Origin of the sequence: Xanthomonas citri pv. mangiferaeindicae (genome assembly GCA_002240395.1) — a bacterium.
GTDB lineage: Bacteria > Pseudomonadota > Gammaproteobacteria > Xanthomonadales > Xanthomonadaceae > Luteimonas > Luteimonas citri_A.
The window spans coordinates 2,602,624-2,619,740 of the sequence record CP016836.1 but is presented as its reverse complement, the minus strand read 5'-3'; the positions used below and the strand labels follow the sequence as shown (position 1 = coordinate 2,619,740).

The 17,117-nt window shown below is 69.1% G+C and carries 13 protein-coding genes and 1 pseudogene; 9 read left to right on the top strand and 5 right to left on the bottom strand.

Annotated features, from left to right (window positions below; translation table 11 throughout):
- Nucleotides 1–148 precede the first annotated feature (148 nt).
- A complete protein-coding gene (locus BEN78_11360) occupies nt 149–2,311 on the bottom strand; it encodes a dipeptidyl-peptidase 7 (protein ASR43881.1) in 2,163 nt (720 codons plus the stop codon).
- A gap of 190 nt (nt 2,312–2,501) precedes the next feature.
- Between BEN78_11360 and BEN78_11355 the strand changes: the two genes are divergently transcribed.
- From BEN78_11355 to BEN78_11345, 3 genes are all read left to right on the top strand, one after another.
- Nucleotides 2,502–3,524 carry an L-threonine 3-dehydrogenase gene (locus BEN78_11355; GenBank protein ID ASR45094.1) on the top strand — a complete coding sequence of 341 codons (1,023 nt, stop codon included), beginning with the start codon at nt 2,502–2,504 and terminating at the stop codon, nt 3,522–3,524.
- A 123-nt stretch (nt 3,525–3,647) separates the two neighbouring features.
- Complete coding sequence (locus BEN78_11350) at nt 3,648–4,664, top strand: hypothetical protein (GenBank protein ASR43880.1); 1,017 nt, start codon at nt 3,648–3,650, stop codon at nt 4,662–4,664.
- A 31-nt stretch (nt 4,665–4,695) separates the two neighbouring features.
- Entirely contained in the window at nt 4,696–5,889 is a 1,194-nt protein-coding gene (locus BEN78_11345) for a glycine C-acetyltransferase (protein ID ASR43879.1), read from the top strand.
- A gap of 27 nt (nt 5,890–5,916) precedes the next feature.
- Here BEN78_11345 and BEN78_11340 read toward each other — a convergent pair whose 3' ends face one another.
- The 4 genes from BEN78_11340 to BEN78_11325 form a co-directional block, all read right to left on the bottom strand.
- Nucleotides 5,917–6,687: a pseudouridine synthase gene (locus BEN78_11340; GenBank protein ASR43878.1), complete on the bottom strand. Its 771-nt coding sequence runs from the start codon at nt 6,685–6,687 to the stop codon at nt 5,917–5,919.
- A gap of 73 nt (nt 6,688–6,760) precedes the next feature.
- Nucleotides 6,761–7,240 carry a hypothetical protein gene (locus tag BEN78_11335; protein ID ASR43877.1) on the bottom strand — a complete coding sequence of 160 codons (480 nt, stop codon included), beginning with the start codon at nt 7,238–7,240 and terminating at the stop codon, nt 6,761–6,763.
- Nucleotides 7,241–7,588: 348 nt separating this feature from the next.
- Nucleotides 7,589–8,662, bottom strand: a complete 1,074-nt coding sequence (locus BEN78_11330) for a hypothetical protein (protein ASR43876.1) — start codon at nt 8,660–8,662, stop codon at nt 7,589–7,591.
- A 237-nt stretch (nt 8,663–8,899) separates the two neighbouring features.
- Nucleotides 8,900–9,850, bottom strand: coding sequence for a LysR family transcriptional regulator (locus BEN78_11325; protein ASR43875.1), 951 nt, complete (start codon nt 9,848–9,850; stop codon nt 8,900–8,902).
- A 99-nt stretch (nt 9,851–9,949) separates the two neighbouring features.
- Here BEN78_11325 and BEN78_11320 point away from each other — a divergent pair.
- The 6 genes and pseudogenes from BEN78_11320 to BEN78_11295 all read left to right on the top strand — a co-directional run bounded on the left by BEN78_11320 (nt 9,950) and on the right by BEN78_11295 (nt 17,099).
- Nucleotides 9,950–11,145 (top strand): annotated as a pseudogene (locus BEN78_11320) (arabinose transporter permease).
- 45 nt (nt 11,146–11,190) lie between these two features.
- The gene (locus BEN78_11315) at nt 11,191–12,249 is read left to right on the top strand and encodes an aldo/keto reductase (protein ID ASR43874.1); all 1,059 of its coding nucleotides are present in this window, start codon (nt 11,191–11,193) and stop codon (nt 12,247–12,249) included.
- On the top strand, nt 12,246–13,265 hold the full coding sequence (locus BEN78_11310) for an NADPH:quinone reductase (protein ID ASR43873.1): 1,020 nt from the start codon (nt 12,246–12,248) through the stop codon (nt 13,263–13,265). The genes BEN78_11315 and BEN78_11310 overlap by 4 nt, the downstream gene beginning before the upstream one ends.
- 137 nt (nt 13,266–13,402) lie before the next feature.
- The gene (locus tag BEN78_11305; protein ID ASR43872.1) at nt 13,403–15,451 is read left to right on the top strand and encodes an NADPH-dependent 2,4-dienoyl-CoA reductase; all 2,049 of its coding nucleotides are present in this window, start codon (nt 13,403–13,405) and stop codon (nt 15,449–15,451) included.
- A gap of 488 nt (nt 15,452–15,939) precedes the next feature.
- Entirely contained in the window at nt 15,940–16,425 is a 486-nt protein-coding gene (locus BEN78_11300; protein ASR43871.1) for a cell wall hydrolase, read from the top strand.
- Between the two features lie 59 nt (nt 16,426–16,484).
- Complete coding sequence (locus BEN78_11295) at nt 16,485–17,099, top strand: glutathione S-transferase (GenBank protein ID ASR45093.1); 615 nt, start codon at nt 16,485–16,487, stop codon at nt 17,097–17,099.
- Nucleotides 17,100–17,117 lie beyond the last annotated feature (18 nt).

Genomic DNA, 17,117 nt, shown 5'->3' with positions numbered 1-17,117 from the left:
CCGTGGAGCGCGTACAGGTGCGTCACCGGTCGCGTGCTGACACACGCGCCCGCATCCGAGGAAAGACGCCAGCGCAGGCGGTCAGCGTCGCCGGTTCGGTCCACCGCGCAGGAGGCCAGCGGACCACCCGACGTCGTGAGGCCCGCGCTCAGCGCGCCGCGCCCATTTCCCGGAGCAACCGCGGCGCCGGATCGACCTCCTGCATCACCCAGCGGATGTAGCGCTGGTCGACCGAGATCGTCCGCGTCATCGTCGGGTCGAACACCCAGTTCGATACCACCGCGTCCCACGTCATGTCGAACAGCAGTCCGGTCAGGCGGCCGTCGGCATCGAGAACCGGTGAGCCGGAATTGCCGCCGGTCACATCGAGGTCGGCCAGGAAATTCACCGGTACCGAACGCAGGCGCCGGTCGGCCAGGCCCCCTTGGCGGCCGGCGGCGATCGCGTCGAGCTGCGCCTTGGGCGCATCGAACGGCTCGGTCCCCGTCGCCTTGGCGGGAATCTCCTCGAGCCGGGTAAACGGTGTCTGCGTCCGACCCGCACGGTCGGTGTAACCGACGACGTTACCGAAGGTGATGCGCAGTGAGGAATTGGCATCCGGATAGACCGCCTCGCCGCGACTGGCGCGATAGTCGGCGACCGCCTGCAGCACGGTTGGCTGCAGCACCAGCAGGTCGCCGGCGCGCGCCTTGGCCTCCTGTTCGATCCGCACGAGCTCCGGCACCACCCCGGCCGCGTACTGCAGCGCCGGATCGTTGCTGCGCAGGAAGGCATGGCGGTCGGCGGCGAACCACTTCAGGCGCTCCTCGCTGTCGCCCAGGCGGCTGCGCGCGAGCCGGTCGAGCGCGCGCTCGATCGCCGCCGCGTCGCGGCCGCCCAGGAACTGGTCGATCGCCGCGACTCGCTGGCCTGCCGGCAACTGCACGTATTGCTGCAAGGCGTAGCGGGTCAGCGCGCGGTCCATCGCCGGCACATAGCGCCGGTCCATCTGTCGCAGGCTGCCCTCGATCACCGGCAGATCGCGCTGCTGGTAACCCTGCTCGCGCATTGCGTCGGGCCGTTCCTTCTCGATCGCCAGCCGGTACAGGCGCACCGCGGTGGACAGCACGCCGCTGTTGTCGAGCAGCGACAGCACCAGGTCGCGCTCGCGGGTGGCCTGCGCCTGGGCCTCGAGCGCAGCGATGCGCGCCTGCGCCTCGAGCGCCGGCTGCCCTGCTTCCCCTTGGCCCTGCAACCAGGCCTGCACTGCGGCGGCCTCCTGCTGCTTGCGGGCGAGCGCACCGATGCGCTCGAAGCCCTGCAGCTGCCCCTCGTAGTTCTTCAGCGTGTTCTGCCAACCGCGCACCGCGCTGGCATAGCGCACTTCGATCTCGGGGTCCTGCTTGCCCTGCGCTTCGACCAGATCGATCAGCGCACGGTAATGGCGACTGACCTGCGGATAGCGCCAGGCGACGGTCTCGGCGAACTCGCCGGCCGATGCATATCGGCTGGTGCGCCCCGGATAGCCGGCCACCATCACGAAATCGCCCTCGCGCAGCGACTTGTCGGCCAGGCGCAGGAAACGCCGCGGGGTGTAGGGCACGTTGTCGGGCGCGTACTCGGCCGGGCGCCCGTCGCGACCGACGTAGGCGCGGTAGAACGCGAAGTCGCCGGTATGGCGCGGCCACATCCAGTTGTCGACATCACCGCCGAAGCTGCCGATGCCGCCGGCCGGCGCGTAGACCAGCCGCACGTCGCGGATTTCCAGATTGCGGAACAACCGGTAGCTGTTGCCGCCCAGAAAGCTGTAGAGCCGGCAGCGGTAGCCGGGCTCGGCCTCGCAGCGCGCAACCAGCGACTTCTCGATCGCATCCAACGCCGTGGTCCGGCCCAGCCCGTCGGCGGCTGCATCGATCGCCGCCCGCACCTCGGCGGTGACGTCCTGGATGCTGTCGAGCGCGTAGATGCGGGCGTTGGGGCCGGCCGAGATCTCGTCGCCCAGCGCTGCGGCGTTGAAGCCGTCGCGCATCAGGTTCTTCTCGGGCGTGGAATTGAGCTGGATCGCGCCATAGGCGCAGTGGTGATTGGTGATCGCCAGCCCCTGCGGCGAAACGAAACTGGCCGTGCAGCCGCCCAGCGACACCACCGCTCCCAGCGGGTCGCCGGTCAGGTCCGCCAGTCGGTTGGCATCGAGCCGCAGGCCCGCCTTGCGCAGCGCCGGCGAGATCTCGGGCAGTTGTTGCGGGACCCACATCCCCTCTCCGGCGACGGACGAATGACTGCAGCTGAGGAAGACGCCCAGCAGCGTCGCGGCCAGAAGCGGATGGCGCATGGTGGTCCTGTCGGTCGTTTCGGGGCGCCAAGTCTAGAACGTGGCACCGCCGCGGGGCCAACCCCAGGCCCCGGCCGCCGGCTCCGATGCCGACCCCGGCGACGATGCGCTGCAGCAGGGGCGGTCATCGTCCGGCCCGTATAATCGCGGCTCTTTTCTGCCAGCAGGCACGACGACGATGACCCGGACGATGAAGGCGCTGGTCAAGCGCGAAGCCACCAAAGGCATCTGGATGGAAGAGGTGCCGGTGCCGACCCCGGGCCCGAACGACGTGCTCATCAAGCTCGAGAAGACCGCAATCTGCGGCACCGACCTGCACATCTACCTGTGGGACGAGTGGAGCCAGCGCACCATCAAGCCCGGCCTGGTCATCGGCCACGAGTTCGTGGGCCGCATCGTCGAACTGGGGTCGGCGGTGACCGGCTACACGGTGGGCCAGCGCGTGTCAGCCGAGGGCCACCTGGTCTGCGGCCACTGCCGCAACTGCCGCGCCGGCAAGCCGCACCTGTGCCCGAACACCGTCGGCATCGGCGTGACCCGCGATGGCGCGTTCGCCGAGTACATCGCGATGCCGGCCACCAACCTGTGGCCGATCCCCGACCAGATCCCGTCCGAGCTGGCGGCATTCTTCGACCCCTACGGCAACGCCGCGCACTGCGCACTGGAGTTCGACGTCGTGGGCGAGGACGTGCTGATCACCGGCGCCGGCCCGATCGGGGTGATGGCCGCGGGCATCTGCAAGCACATCGGCGCGCGCAACGTCGTGGTGACCGACGTCAACGACTACCGCCTCAAGCTGGCCGCCGACATGGGCGCCACGCGCGTGGTGAACGTCAGCAACACCTCGCTCAAGGATGTCATGGCCGACCTGCACATGGAGGGCTTCGACGTCGGCCTGGAGATGAGCGGCAACCCGCGCGCGTTCAACGACATGCTCGATTGCATGTACCACGGCGGCAAGGTCGCCCTGCTCGGCCTGCTGCCCAAGGGCGCGGGCATCGATTGGGACCGGATCATCTTCAAGGGCCTGACCGTCCAGGGGATCTACGGCCGGAAGATGTACGAGACCTGGTACAAGATGACCCAACTGGTGCTGTCGGGCTTCCCGCTGGGCAAGGTGCTCAGCCACCAGTTGCCGGTCGACGAGTTCCAGAAGGGCTTCGACCTGATGGAATCGGGCAAGTCGGGCAAGGTCGTCCTCAACTGGACTTGATCGGCGCCTGAGGCGCGCGCCCGGCAAGTCCGGGCGCACAGCGGCCGGATGACGTCCGGCACGTTCGGCGATCGTCGACCCGTTGCAGGCTCGCTGGAATCGACAACCCACAGGAGCTGGTACATGCGGCATGGACACACGTGCGCCCGGCTTTTCGCGGCATCGGCGCTCGCACTCATTGCCCCCGCCACCTTCGCCGCCGACATGCCGATCTGCCCTGAGGTTGTCGCACCGCCCGCACCGGTGTGCCTGGCCACCGCGCATGGACTTGCCTACGCCGACACCCAGGCTGACGCGCAGATGGCGGCGGAGGCGATCGAAGGCGCTGTCACGCAATTCATCGCCGCATTCGGACGTGCGCTGCCGCCCGGCATGCTGGTGCTCAGCAGCACGTTCGAAGGTGACCAGGCCAAACGCTTCGCCCGTGATCACAGCCTTGGATTCTGGCAGGTCTGGCTGTCCCCGGCCGACAAGCGGGCCCAGGTCGAGGCGGTGATGCGCCGCACCGATCCGAATCCCGATGCAAACCGCGTTGCCAAGGTCCTGGGCCATCTACAAGCGCAGCATTTGAATACCCTGCGCCACGAGCTCGGTCACGCGCAGTACCGCGCCGCCTACTGGCCCGATGCCGAGTCCGTCGACGGCCAGTACGGCACGCCCGCACCGGACTGGCTCGATGAAGCGGCCGCTGTGCGCATGGAAGGAGAGGCAGCCCGTGCGCAGTACGAGCACAGCTTCTTCGCCGCTCTGCGGACAGCGTCACCGGCCATCCTGCCACTCGCGCAGTTTCTGGCACAGCCCCACCCGGTCGTTGCGCAACGGCAAGCGTTGATGCAATCGAGCGGCGTCCAGACCCAGTCCGGCATTCAGGTGATGACGATGTCCGGCGACGGCGCGCTCGCCGCCGGCCTGTTCTACGCACAGTCGATGCTGTTTGCCGATTTCCTCGAGCAGACCAGCCGCCAGCCTCACATCCTCGGCACCATCAGCGAGGCGATCGCGGCGGGCGCGGATTTCGAATCCTGGCTTGCCGACACCGGCGCGGCCCATGGGCTGCCGAGCGATATCGCTGCCTTGCAGACGGCCTGGGACGCGTGGTGCACGGCGCACCCAGGCGGCGCGCACGCGCCTGCCGGGTAAACTGCGCGCATCGTCTCTTCCGGATCGCCCGATGTCCCTGACCGACCGCTACGCCGCCACCCTCGACGAGATCCGCGACGCCGGCCTGTTCAAATCCGAGCGCGTGATCACCGGCCCGCAGTCCGCGCAGATCACGCTGGCCGACGGGCGCACGGTGCTGAACTTCTGCGCCAACAACTACCTGGGCCTGGCCGATCACCCGGATATCATCGCCGCCGCCAAGGACGCGCTCGACACCCATGGCTTCGGCATGGCCTCGGTGCGCTTCATCTGCGGCACGCAGGACCTGCACAAACAGCTCGAGACGACGATCGCCGACTTCTTCGGCAAGCAGGACACGATTCTCTACGCCGCCTGTTTCGACGCCAATGGCGGGCTCTTCGAGCCGCTGCTCGGCGAGGACGACGCGATCATCAGTGACGCGCTCAACCACGCGTCGATCATCGACGGCGTGCGGCTGTGCAAGGCCAAGCGCTATCGCTACGCCAACTGCGACATGGCTGACCTCGAAGCGCAACTCAAGCAGGCGCGCGCCGACGGCGCGAAGACGATCCTGATCACCACCGACGGCGTGTTCTCGATGGACGGCTTCATCGCGCCGCTCGACGAGATCACCGCCCTGGCGCACAAGTACGACGCGCTGGTGCACATCGACGAGTGTCATGCGACCGGCTTCCTCGGCGCCACCGGTCGCGGCTCGGCCGAGGTCAAGGGCGTGCTGGAGAAGATCGACATCATCACCGGCACGCTCGGCAAGGCGATGGGGGGCGCGCTGGGCGGCTTCACGACCGCCAAGGCCGAAGTCATCGAACTGCTGCGCCAGCGCTCGCGTCCCTACCTGTTCTCCAACTCGCTGCCGCCGCACGTGGTTGCCGCCGGCGTCAAGGCCTTCGAGATGCTGGATGCGGCCGGTGAATTGCGCGAACGGCTGGTCGAGAACACCCGCTACTTCCGCGAGCGAATGACTGCGGCCGGCTTCGACGTGCGCCCCGGCACCCACCCGATCAGCCCGGTCATGCTTTACGACGCCAAGCTGGCGCAGCGCTTCGCCGAGCGCCTGCTCGAGGAAGGGATCTACGCGATCGGATTCTTCTTCCCGGTGGTCCCCAAGGACCAGGCCCGGATCCGCACCCAGATCAGCGCCGCACACACGCGTGAGCATCTGGACCAGGCGATCGACGCGTTCACCCGCATCGGCCGCGAACTGGGCGTGTTGCCAGCCTGAGCCGTCGCGCGTGGCGCCCCCTCGGCGCTAGGCCGGCTTGACGGCCGGCGTCGGGCGCGGCGCCAGACGTTCGATTTCGTGGGGCGCGAGTTCGCGCCACGCGCCCTTGGCCAGTTCGCCCAGACCCACGCGCCCGATCGCAACACGCACCAGCCGCAGCACGCCGACCTCGTGCGCGGCCAGCAGCCGGCGGATCTGCCGGTTGCGGCCTTCGTCGAGCACGATCTCCAGCCACGCATTGCGCCCCCCCTCGCGCAGTACCCGGGCGGAGGCGGCACGCAGATGCTGGCCGGCGTCCTCGATGCCGGCATGCAGGCCGGCGAGCAGCGCGGCGTCGGGCCGTGTATCGATCTGCACGTGATAGGTCTTGCTGGGGCCGCGCTCGGGGTCGGCGATCGCCGCCGCCCAGGCGGGGTCGCTGGTGAACAGCAGCAAGCCCTCGCTGGCCTTGTCGAGCCGCCCAACCGGCGCGATCCATCCCAACTGCGCACCGTCGAAGCACCGGTAGACGGTGTCGCGCCCGCGCTCGTCGTGGGCAGTCGTCACCAGGCCCCGCGGCTTGTTGAGCATCAGATAGCGGTGCACAGCACCGGACATGGTCACGCCATCGATGACGATGCGCGCCTCGTCGAGTGCGACCGGATACTCGGGATCTCGGACCACACGCCCGCCAATGCGGACCCGCCCGTCGCGTACCCAGCGCTCGGCCTCACTGCGCGAGCACAGGCCGCGCTTGGACAGGATGCGCGCAATCCCGTAACGAGGCGGAGCGGGGCCGCGCGATGGTCTGCTGCTCATCGCCCTGCGACCACATGGACGAACGGCCCGCTCACGCGGGCCGTCGTCATCGACGCGTCGGGGAGAACGACACTCACTCGGTCGGCGTCGGGGTTGCCGGGGCGGCCGCCGCTTCGACCGGTGCGTTGGGGTCCACGCGACGCCCGACGCTGTAGCCATTGGCCTTGAGCCAGGCGTCGAAGTCATCGGCGGTCATGCGCTTGCCGCCTTGGGTCATGTTGAACCGATACGGCGTGTTGTCGAACTCGGTCTGCTTGACGTAGGCCGCCGGATCGCCAGGCTGCACCACGCCCGCCGCTGCGGCGGCCATCGCGACGTTCTGGCAGCGCTCGATCTCCATGCGCAGCAGCACCTGATCGACGGACTGCGCATCGTCATAAGCGCGGGACAGCACGGCGGTGGTCCCGAGCCGATAGCTGGGCGCCGCCAGTTCCGGTGACAGCGGCATCAGTGCGGTGGCCTGCAGCGGGCGCGCAGCGCGCGTATCGGCGCAGTCTGCCGCCTGGCCGGCAAGCGGAAGGGCCAGCAGGGTCGTCAACACGATAGCGCGCATGGCAAAGAGTCCCGGAGTCGAATTGGCCTGAAGTGTATGCGCCAAGTTACCGGCCGACAAGGGAAATTCTGCTCTCTCGCATTCACTTCGGTGAGTGTCGGCTCCCGGCTGCGGCGATCGCGCCGCGAGGTCGGGACGTCTGTGCACTCGATCGAAACGCTCGGCGCATGGATGCGAGCCGCACCGGTCGTCCATTTCGCCTTCGAGGACTGGGTCGGCGGCCCGCAATACACGAGATCGCGCAACAGTGGCGCGCGATCGGCTTGCCATTCCTCGGTCGTAAAGAAGACAAAAAAAAGAAGCCCGGCATCAGCCGGGCTTCTTCGTGTTGCTTCGCTGGCGCCAGAATTAGTTCTGGACGTTCAGCTCGGTGCGACGGTTGCGTGCGCGACCTTCCGGATTGTCCGAACCATCCGGGTTGGTGTTCGGCGCAATCGGACGGCTCTCGCCGTAGCCGACCGGACCGACCAGGCGATCGGCAGTGATGCCGTTGCTGGTCAGGAAGTCGTACACGGCCTTCGCACGGCGCTCCGACAGGCGCTGGTTGTAGGCGTCCGTACCCTTAGAGTCGGTGTGGCCTGCAACCTCGACGCGCAGTTCGGGGTAGCGACGCAGGATCTCGACGGCCTCGTTCAGGATCGCCACCGCGTCAGGACGCAGCGTCGAACGATCGAAGTCGAAGTTCACACCGTTCAGATCGATGGTGATCGGAGCCGGCGGCGGCGGAGCCGGGGCGGGAGCCGGCGGCGGCGGCGGCGGAGCCGGGGGAGCCGGAGGCGCCGGCGGCGGGCCGAGCGGCACCACGACACCGACCGAGGCCAGCACGTCGCCGAAGTAGCTCTCGTTGGCGTTGTGCGGGTAGCCGGCCCAGTCACGCGAACCGTTGGCGGCGATGCTGCTGTCGTCGAAATCAGCGCGGTAGGCGATTTCGGCGCGCACGGCGACGCGCTTGTCGAAGGTGGTCTGCAGACCGGCACCGACCTTGGCAGCGAAGTTGCCGTCCTTACGCTCGCCAGGCGAGTTCGGGCTCGGGAACGCGTTGAACTCTTCTTCCGAACGCTGGTAGCCGACACCTGCGAGCAGGTAGGGGTTCCAGCCACGGCCTTCGGAGATGAAGTGGTAGCGGAAATCGATCGAGGCGCCGTACTGGCTCCAGTTCAGGTCGGGGTTCGCACCCTCGACGCTGCTGTCGAAACCGGGGTTCTGATAGTTCAGCTCACCGTCGATCGACCAGTTCGGGCTGATGAAACGACCGAAACCGATGGTGCCGAACGGGGTGTCGTCGGTGCGGCGATCTTCGGCCTGGAAGTTGTAGCCGACGGAGCCGGTCAGATACCAGCGGTCGTCGAACTCCTGGGCATTGGCGGCCTGCACCAAGCCGAGGCCGCCGAGCAGCGCGGCGCAGAGGAGTTTCTTATTCATGTTGTATCAGCTCCTGTTCTAGGGGGAATGCGTCATGGCATCGGTTTGAGGCGTCAAACGCACACGCCTTGGACATAGCCTAAAGTCAGCTGTGTGAAGGCGTCGTTAACACTAAGCTAACGGTTGAAAGATTCCAACAGAACGACGCCTTACCGTTCATCCAGCCTTGGGCTATGGCGGGAACTCCCAACGGCGCGCATTGTCTGGATTCGACGTCGTCGTGGCGTCAAGACGCGCTTAACGCTTACTGCTATCCAGCGCCGCGGCGTATTCCGCGGCAGCCGCCCAGGGCGGCGAGCGGCCCAGGGCCTCGACCAGGAAATCCACGAAGGCGCGGGTGCGCGGCGGCACCAGCCGACGCTCGGGCATGACCGCATGGATGCCGGTCGTCGGCGGGGCGTATTCCGGCAGCACGCGGACCAGACGCCCCGCACGCAGATCGTCGGCGACATGCCACACCGAATGCATCGCGATGCCCTCGCCTGCGAGCGCGGCGTCGCGCAGGATCTCGCCCAGCGTGCTTTCCATGCGCCCCGACACCGCGACCTCGGTGCGGACGCCATTGCGGTCGAGCAATGGCCAGTGGTCCTGGCGCCCGCGGCTGCCGACCAGCAGCAGGCACGCGTGATCGGCCAGGTCGGCCGGCACGCGCGGGTGACCGCGCCGATGCAGATAGTGCGGCGAGGCGACGAGCACGCGCTCGTTGGCGGCAATCGGACGTGCGACCAGGCGCGAGTCGTCCAGTTCGCCGATCCGGATCGCCAGGTCGAAGCCCTCCCGGACCAGATCGACCAATTGGTCGCTCATGTGCACGCTCAGCCGCAGCGCGGGATGCCGGGCCAAGAACCGCGGCAGCAGCGGCGAGACGTGCTGGCGCCCGAACGAGGCCGACATCGTCACCCGCAACGTGCCCGCAATCCCGCGCCCGCCGCTCTCGCGCAGACCCGCGGCGAGGCTGTCGAGATCGTCGACCAGCGCGCGCCCACCCAAGGCCAGCGCGCGGCCCTCGGCAGTGGGATGCAGCCGGCGCGTGGTCCGATGCAGCAGCCGCACGCCCAGCGCGCTCTCCAGGCGCTTCAGGCGTTGGCTGGCCACGGCCGGCGACAGGTCCAGAGCGCGCGCGGCAGCACTGATCGAGCCCAGATCGAGCACGCGCAGGAACAGGGCGATGTCATCGAGCCGCGTCATCGATCTTCAATATCCGGTTGAAAGTATTTGTCGATCCTAAACCTGTTCCTCCGGATCGCCGCTTTCGAGAATGGCCGCCCTCCCGCACCGATCGCGACCATGCCCCGCTCCTCCGCTCCCTCCTCCCGCACGCCAGCGGCCCTGTATGCACTGACCGCAGGCGCATTCGGCATCGGCACCACCGAGTTCGTGATCATGGGCCTGCTGCGCCAGGTCGCGGCCGATCTGCAGGTGAGCCTGCCCGCGGCTGGACTGCTGATCTCCGGTTATGCGCTGGGGGTGTTCGTCGGCGCACCGCTGCTCACGCTCGCGACTGACCGGCTGCCGCGCAAGGCGGTGCTGGTCGGCCTGATGGCGGTGTTCACGCTCGGCAACCTGGCCTGCGCGCTGGCGCCCGACTACGGCTGGCTGATGGCCGCGCGCGTGATCACCTCGCTCGCCCATGGCACCTTCTTCGGCGTCGGCGCGGTGGTCGCCGCAGGTCTGGTACCTGCCGAGCGGCGCGCCCGCGCGATCTCGGTGATGTTCACCGGTCTGACCGTCGCCACCCTGCTCGGTGTGCCGGCCGGCGCGTGGCTGGGCTTGCACGCGGGATGGCGCGCCACGTTCTGGGCGGTGGCCGCGATCGGGGCGCTGGCGACCCTCGTGATCGCGGCGCTGGTGCCGACCGACCGCGCGACCGGCGCGGCCGGCAGCGTCCGTCGTGCGCTCGCAGCGGTATCACGGCCGCCGGTCGTGCTCGGCCTGCTGACGACGACGCTGGGGTATGCCGGCGTATTCACGGTCTACACCTTCATCCAGCCGGTGCTGGTGCAGGTGAGCGGCTTGCCCGATCGTGCGGTCTCGCCGGTGCTGCTGGTATTCGGGGTCGGCATGATCGCCGGCAACCTGCTCGGCGGCCGGTTCGCCGATCGCGCACCGATGGCCGCAATTCCGGCGACGCTGCTCGCGCTCGCCGCCGTGCTCGCACTGCTCGGCGCGGCAATGCACCAGGCGCCGGCGATGGTGATCGCCACCGGCCTGCTCGGCGTCGCCGCATTCGCGACCGTCGCGCCGCTGCAGGCCTGGGTGCTGCAGCGCGCCGGCGACGACGGCCGCAACCTGGCCTCGAGCCTCAACATCGGCGCGTTCAACCTCGGCAATGCGGCAGGCGCCTGGCTCGGGGCCTCGTCGTCGGCCATGGCGGCGGCCTGGAGCGGTTGGGCACGGCCGGGGCGCTGATCACGCTGGCCGGTGTCGCCGTGTCGGCGCTCGCGCTCCGCCGCGCACGCCCGGCCGCCATCCAGCCCTGCTGATGCTTTGCGGCATCGCCCTTCCTCATCTCTGCCACGGACATTCCCATGGACACCCGCTTTCTCGGCCGCTCCGGCCTGCGCGTTCCCGTGCTCGGCTTCGGCGTCGGCACCTTCGGCGGGCGCGGCCCGCTGTTCGGCGCCTGGGGCGACACCGATGCGGTACAGGCGCGTCGCCTTGTCGACCTGTGCCTCGACGCCGGCGCTGGTTTCTTCGATACCGCCGATGCCTATTCCGATGGCGCATCGGAGACGATCCTCGGCGCGGCGATCCGCGGCCGCCGCGACCGGGTGCTGCTGTCGACCAAGGTCGGCCTGCGAGTGGGCGCGGATGCCAACGCGGTCGGCGCCTCGCGCACGCACCTGCTCGACGCCGTCGACACTGCCCTGCGCCGACTCGATACCGACTACATCGACCTGCTGCAGTTGCACGCCTTCGATGCGATGACGCCGCTGGAGGAAACGCTGTCGACGCTCGACGGCCTGGTCCGCGCCGGCAAGGTGCGCTACCTCGGCGCGTCCAACCACGCGGGCTGGCAGCTGATGAAGGCGCTGGCGATCGCCGACCGCGACGGACTGACACGCTATGTCGCGCACCAGGCGTACTACTCGCTGGCCGGTCGCGACTACGAATGGGAGCTGATGCCGCTCGGCCTCGACCAGGGCGTCGGCGCAGTGGTGTGGAGTCCGCTGGCGTGGGGTCGGCTGACCGGCCGGATCCGTCGCGGCCAGCCGCTACCGACGACCAGTCGGCTGCACGCGACTGCCGCCTTCGCCCCGCCGATCGACGACGCGCGGCTGTACCGGATCGTCGACGCGCTCGACGAGGTCGCCGCCGACACCGGCCACAGCGTGCCGCAAATCGCGCTGAACTGGCTGCTGCAGCGTCCCGGGGTCTCGACGGTGCTGCTGGGCGCGCGCAACGAGGCGCAGTTGCGCGAGAACCTCGGCGCGGCCGGCTGGACGCTGGACCCGGTGCACATGGCGCAGCTGGATGCCGCGAGCGCGGTGCCGACGCCCTATCCCTACTACCCTTACTGGAACGGGCAGTTCGCCGAGCGCAGCCCGGCGCCAGTCCCCACCCCCGATCAGGAGAGTCCCGCATGAAAGCCATCGCCACCACCCGCCCGCTGCCGATCGATGATCCGCACGCGCTGGTCGAACTCGAGCTCGACATTCCAGCGCCCGGCCCGCACGACCTGCGCGTGCGCATCGAGGCGGTCGGGGTCAATCCGGTCGACACCAAGCTGCGTCGCGCGCCGTTGCCCGAGGGCGCACCGCATCGCGTGCTCGGCTACGACGCTGCCGGCGTGGTCGACGCGGTCGGTGATCAGGTGAGCGGGTTTTCGATCGGCGACGCGGTCTACTACGCCGGCGATGTCACCCGACCCGGCAGCAATGCGCAGTTCCAACTGGTCGATGCGCGGCTGGTCGCGCGCAAGCCCGACACGCTGGACTTCGCCCAGGCGGCCGCCCTGCCGCTGACCGCAATCACCGCCTGGGAACTGCTGTTCGAACGCATGCCCTACGCCTTCGAGGACGGCGGCGCCGGCAGGACGCTGCTGGTGATCGCCGGCGCCGGCGGCGTGGGATCGATCGCGATCCAGTTGGCCAAGCTGGCCGGTTTCACCGTGATCGCCACTGCCTCGCGCGAAGACAGCATCGCGTGGTGCCGGGACCTCGGCGCCGACCATGTCATCGATCACCGCCAGCCGCTGGCGCCGCAGTTGCAGACGCTCGGCTACACGCAGGTCGACGCGGCGCTCAATCTCGCCGACACCGATCGCTACTGGGACGCGTTGGGCGAGGTGCTCGCGCCGCAGGGGCATGTCGGCCTGATCGTCGAACCGGCCGGCGCGCTGAAGATCGGCGATCCCTATAAGGCCAAGTGCATCGGCATCCATTGGGAATTCATGTTCGCGCGGCCGCGCTTCCGCACTGCCGACATGGATGCGCACGGGCGCATCCTGGCGCGCGTCGCCGCGCTCGTCGACGCCGGGCAACTGCGCGGCACGCTCGGTCGCACGCTCTCGCCGATCGGTGCCGACACCCTGCGCGAAGCGCACCGGCTGCTCGAGTCCGGCGCGACCATCGGCAAGGTCGCCGTCGCCGGCTGGCGCTGATCGCGATCGTCGACGCCCAGCCCCGGGCGCTGGGGACCGGCCAGCCTCGCCCGGCCTGCACCTGAGAAACCGCGGCGCTTGCGCCGCGGCGCCGGTCACGGCACCCTGCGGCATCCATACGCCAGCGTATCCAGGTCATGTCGCCAGTCATGGGCCAGCCCGTCGACCCCACGCCCTATCCGCACCTGCTCGCCCCGCTCGACCTCGGCTTCACGACGCTGCGCAACCGGGTGCTGATGGGCTCGATGCACACCGGGCTGGAGGATCGCGCCGCCGACTTCCCGAAGTTGGCGCGTTACTTCGCCGAGCGTGCGGAAGGCGGTGTGGCGCTGATCGTCACCGGTGGCTTTTCGCCCGACATCGCCGGCTGGCTCAAGCCGTTCGGCGGCAAGCTGTCGTGGCGATGGGAGACGCGGCGCCATCGCCCGGTCACCGACGCGGTGCACGCCCATGACGCGAAGATCTGCCTGCAGTTGCTGCATGCCGGCCGCTATGCCTATCACCCGCTGCAGGTCGCGCCGAGCCGTCTGAAAGCCCCGATCAATCCGTTCACACCCCGGGCGCTCGGCGCACGCGGGGTCGAACGCACGATCGACGCCTACGCCCACGCCGCCAAGCTCGCGCGCGAGGCCGGCTACGACGGCGTCGAGATCATGGGCAGCGAGGGTTACCTGATCAATCAGTTCCTCAGTGCGCGCACCAATCGTCGCCAGGACCGCTGGGGCGGCGATGTGCTGCAACGCATGCGCTTTGCGACCGAGATCGTGCGCCGCGTGCGCGAGGCCGCCGGGCACGACTTCATCCTGATCTACCGCCTGTCGATGCTTGAGCTGGTGCCAGGCGGCTCGGGCTGGGACGAGATCGTGCAGCAGGCCCGCGCGATCGAGGCTGCCGGGGCAACGCTGCTCAACACCGGGATCGGTTGGCACGAGGCACGGGTGCCGACGATCGCCACTTCGGTCCCGCGCGCGGCCTTCGCCGGGGTGACCGCCAAGTTGCGCCCGCATGTGAAGCTGCCGTTGGTCGCGACCAACCGCATCAACATGCCCGACGTCGCCGAGCGCGTGCTCGCGGCCGGTGGCGCGGACATGGTGTCGATGGCGCGGCCGCTGCTGGCCGATCCGCACTGGGTCGCCAAGGCGCGCGCCGGCACGCCCGCACGCATCAATACCTGCATCGCCTGCAACCAAGCATGTCTCGACCACGTGTTCGCGAACCGCACCGCGAGCTGCTTGGTCAATCCGCGGGCGTGCGCGGAGACCGAGCTCAATTACTTCCCGGCGGCCGCGCCGCTGCGCATCGCGGTGGTCGGCGCCGGCCCGGCCGGGCTGGCGTGTGCCACGGTCGCCGCCCAGCGCGGCCATCGCGTGGTGCTGTTCGACGCGGCCGACGCGATCGGCGGCCAGTTCAACCTGGCGCGGCGCATTCCCGGCAAGGAGGAATTCAACGAGACGCTGCGCTACTTCGGCCAGCGCATCGCCGAGACCGGGGTCGAGGTGCGGCTCTCGACCCCGGTGACGGCGGACGACCTCGCCGGCTTCGATGTCGTCGTGCTCGCGACCGGCGTACGTCCGCGCGCGATCGACATCCCCGGACACGACCATCCCAAGGTGGTCGGCTATGTCGATGTGCTCGAGGGTCGGGTCGTGCCGGGCGCGCGGGTGGCGATCATCGGCGCCGGCGGCATCGGCTTCGATGTTGGCGAATTCCTGGCCGAGGGCGACGGCCCGTCACCCAGTCTCGATCCGGCGGCGTGGATGCGCGAATGGGGCGTGGACCCGAGTTTCGAAAGTCCGGGCGGCCTGGTCCCGGCCACACCGTCGCCGCCGGCGCGCGAGGTCTGGCTGCTGCAGCGCAGTCCCGGACGCCCGGGCGCTCGGCTCGGCAAGACCACCGGCTGGATCCACCGCAGCATGCTGAAGGCCAAGGGCGTCCAGATGCTGGGCGGGGTCGCGTACTTGGGCGTCGACGACGCGGGCCTGCGCATCCGGGTGGACGACAGCGAACAGCTGCTGCCGGTCGATCACGTGGTGGTGTGCGCGGGCCAGGAGCCGCGACGGGACCTGCTGGACGCATTGCAGGCGGCCGGCCGTGTCGTGCATCTGGTCGGCGGCGCGGACGTGGCCGCCGAACTCGACGCCAAGCGCGCGATCGCCCAGGCCAGCGCGCTGGCGGCGCGCCTATAACGCACCTGCGCGATGGCGCCGCATGCCCCTCGGCACCGCCTCTTGGCGGACGCTGGCAGTTGCACCGCAGGTCGTTGCGGAAAATAGGTGTGCCCATGTGCCGGACTGAATGTGGGCCCTCCCTGCACCGCGCCATCGCAATAAAAATGAACGGATATTCATAAAGCGAAGGGCTACGCGATCCCGCTGGCGATCCCGCCTCGGACTGAATACGAGCCCATTTTGGCCGTTTCCAGCCACAGATCGACCGTCGGCACCAGTGCCGCGCATTCACGTTCGATTCGAAAAACCACCGATACCGTGCCGCCACATCGTTCCGCCCGCCTTTGGCGGAACACCGGCCCAGCTGCGATCCCGCGGCTCGGAGCCCGGGCGAAAGCGCCATAGAGTCGCCGCCCTCCCCAAGACGCCATGCCGACGTCGTCGCCGCGCCTGCCTGACCCGGCATCGCGCAGCGCGACACGGCGCAACGGAGCAAGGAGTCAACGATGAAACTGGAATGGGTGATGTGGCTGGCCTCCGTGCTGCCACCGCCGGCCGCCGATTCGCTCTGTCTGAGCACGACGGTCTATCTCGAAGCCCGCGACCAGTCGGTCCGCGGACAGGAAGCCGTCGCTGAAGTCGCATTGCGCCGGCAGGAAAGCGGGCTGTGGGGCGACTCGATGTGCGAGGTGGTCACCGCGCGCAAGCAGTTCGCACCGACCATCCTGTCGCCCCAGACCCGGCTGGCGAACACCAATGCGTGGACCCGGGCGGTCAACGTGGCCCTGGCCTCGGAGCGCAACTGGTCGCTGCCGCGCGCCGAGCGCCGCGAGATCGTGCCCGGCGCAAGTCACTTCATGGCCCACGGCATCGCCGCCCCCGCCTGGCGCCATGCGCCGCCGGTCGCGACGATCGGCGACCACACGTTCCTGCGCGTGCAGCCGTTGCGTCCCCAGCCCGCGGCCCCCACGGCGACGACCGCCCGCGGCTGAGATTTGACGCCGATCGCGCCGGGCGCATGATGGCCGCCCGTCCCGAGTCCGGAGGCTGCATGCTCACGCTCTACACCAAACCCGGCGCCTGTTCGCTGGCCGACCATATTGCGCTGCGCTGGATCGGCACCCCGTTCGACGTGCGCGTCGTCGACGCGACTTTGATGAAGGCGCCACCTTTCCTGGCGCTCAATCCCGCCGGCGCGGTCCCGGTGCTGGTCGATGGCGACTGGGTACTGACCCAGAACGCGGCAATCCTGAACTACCTGGCCGATCGCTTTCCGCAAGCCAAGCTGGGCGGGGACGGGACGCCCGAGGGCCGGGCCGAAGTCAATCGCTGGCTCGGGCTGCTCAATGCCGACCTGCATCCTGCCTTCCATCCGCTGTTTGGCAGCACCAAGTACCTCGAAGATCCCGACGCCATCGATCGCACGCGCAAGCAGGCCATGCAGAAGATCCGCGGTCTCTATGAACGCCTCGACGCGCAGCTCGACGGCCGCGACTTCCTCGCTGGCGAGCGCTCGATCGCCGACCCCTATCTGTTCGTGACCCTGCAATGGGCCAAGCGCCTGAAGCTGGACCTGGGCGGCCTGGACCATCTGCACGCTTTTGATGCGCGGATGCTGGCCGATCCGGGCGTGCGCGCGGCCATGGCGGCCGAGGGCATTCTCTAAGCCCCCGGCCATGGCGCT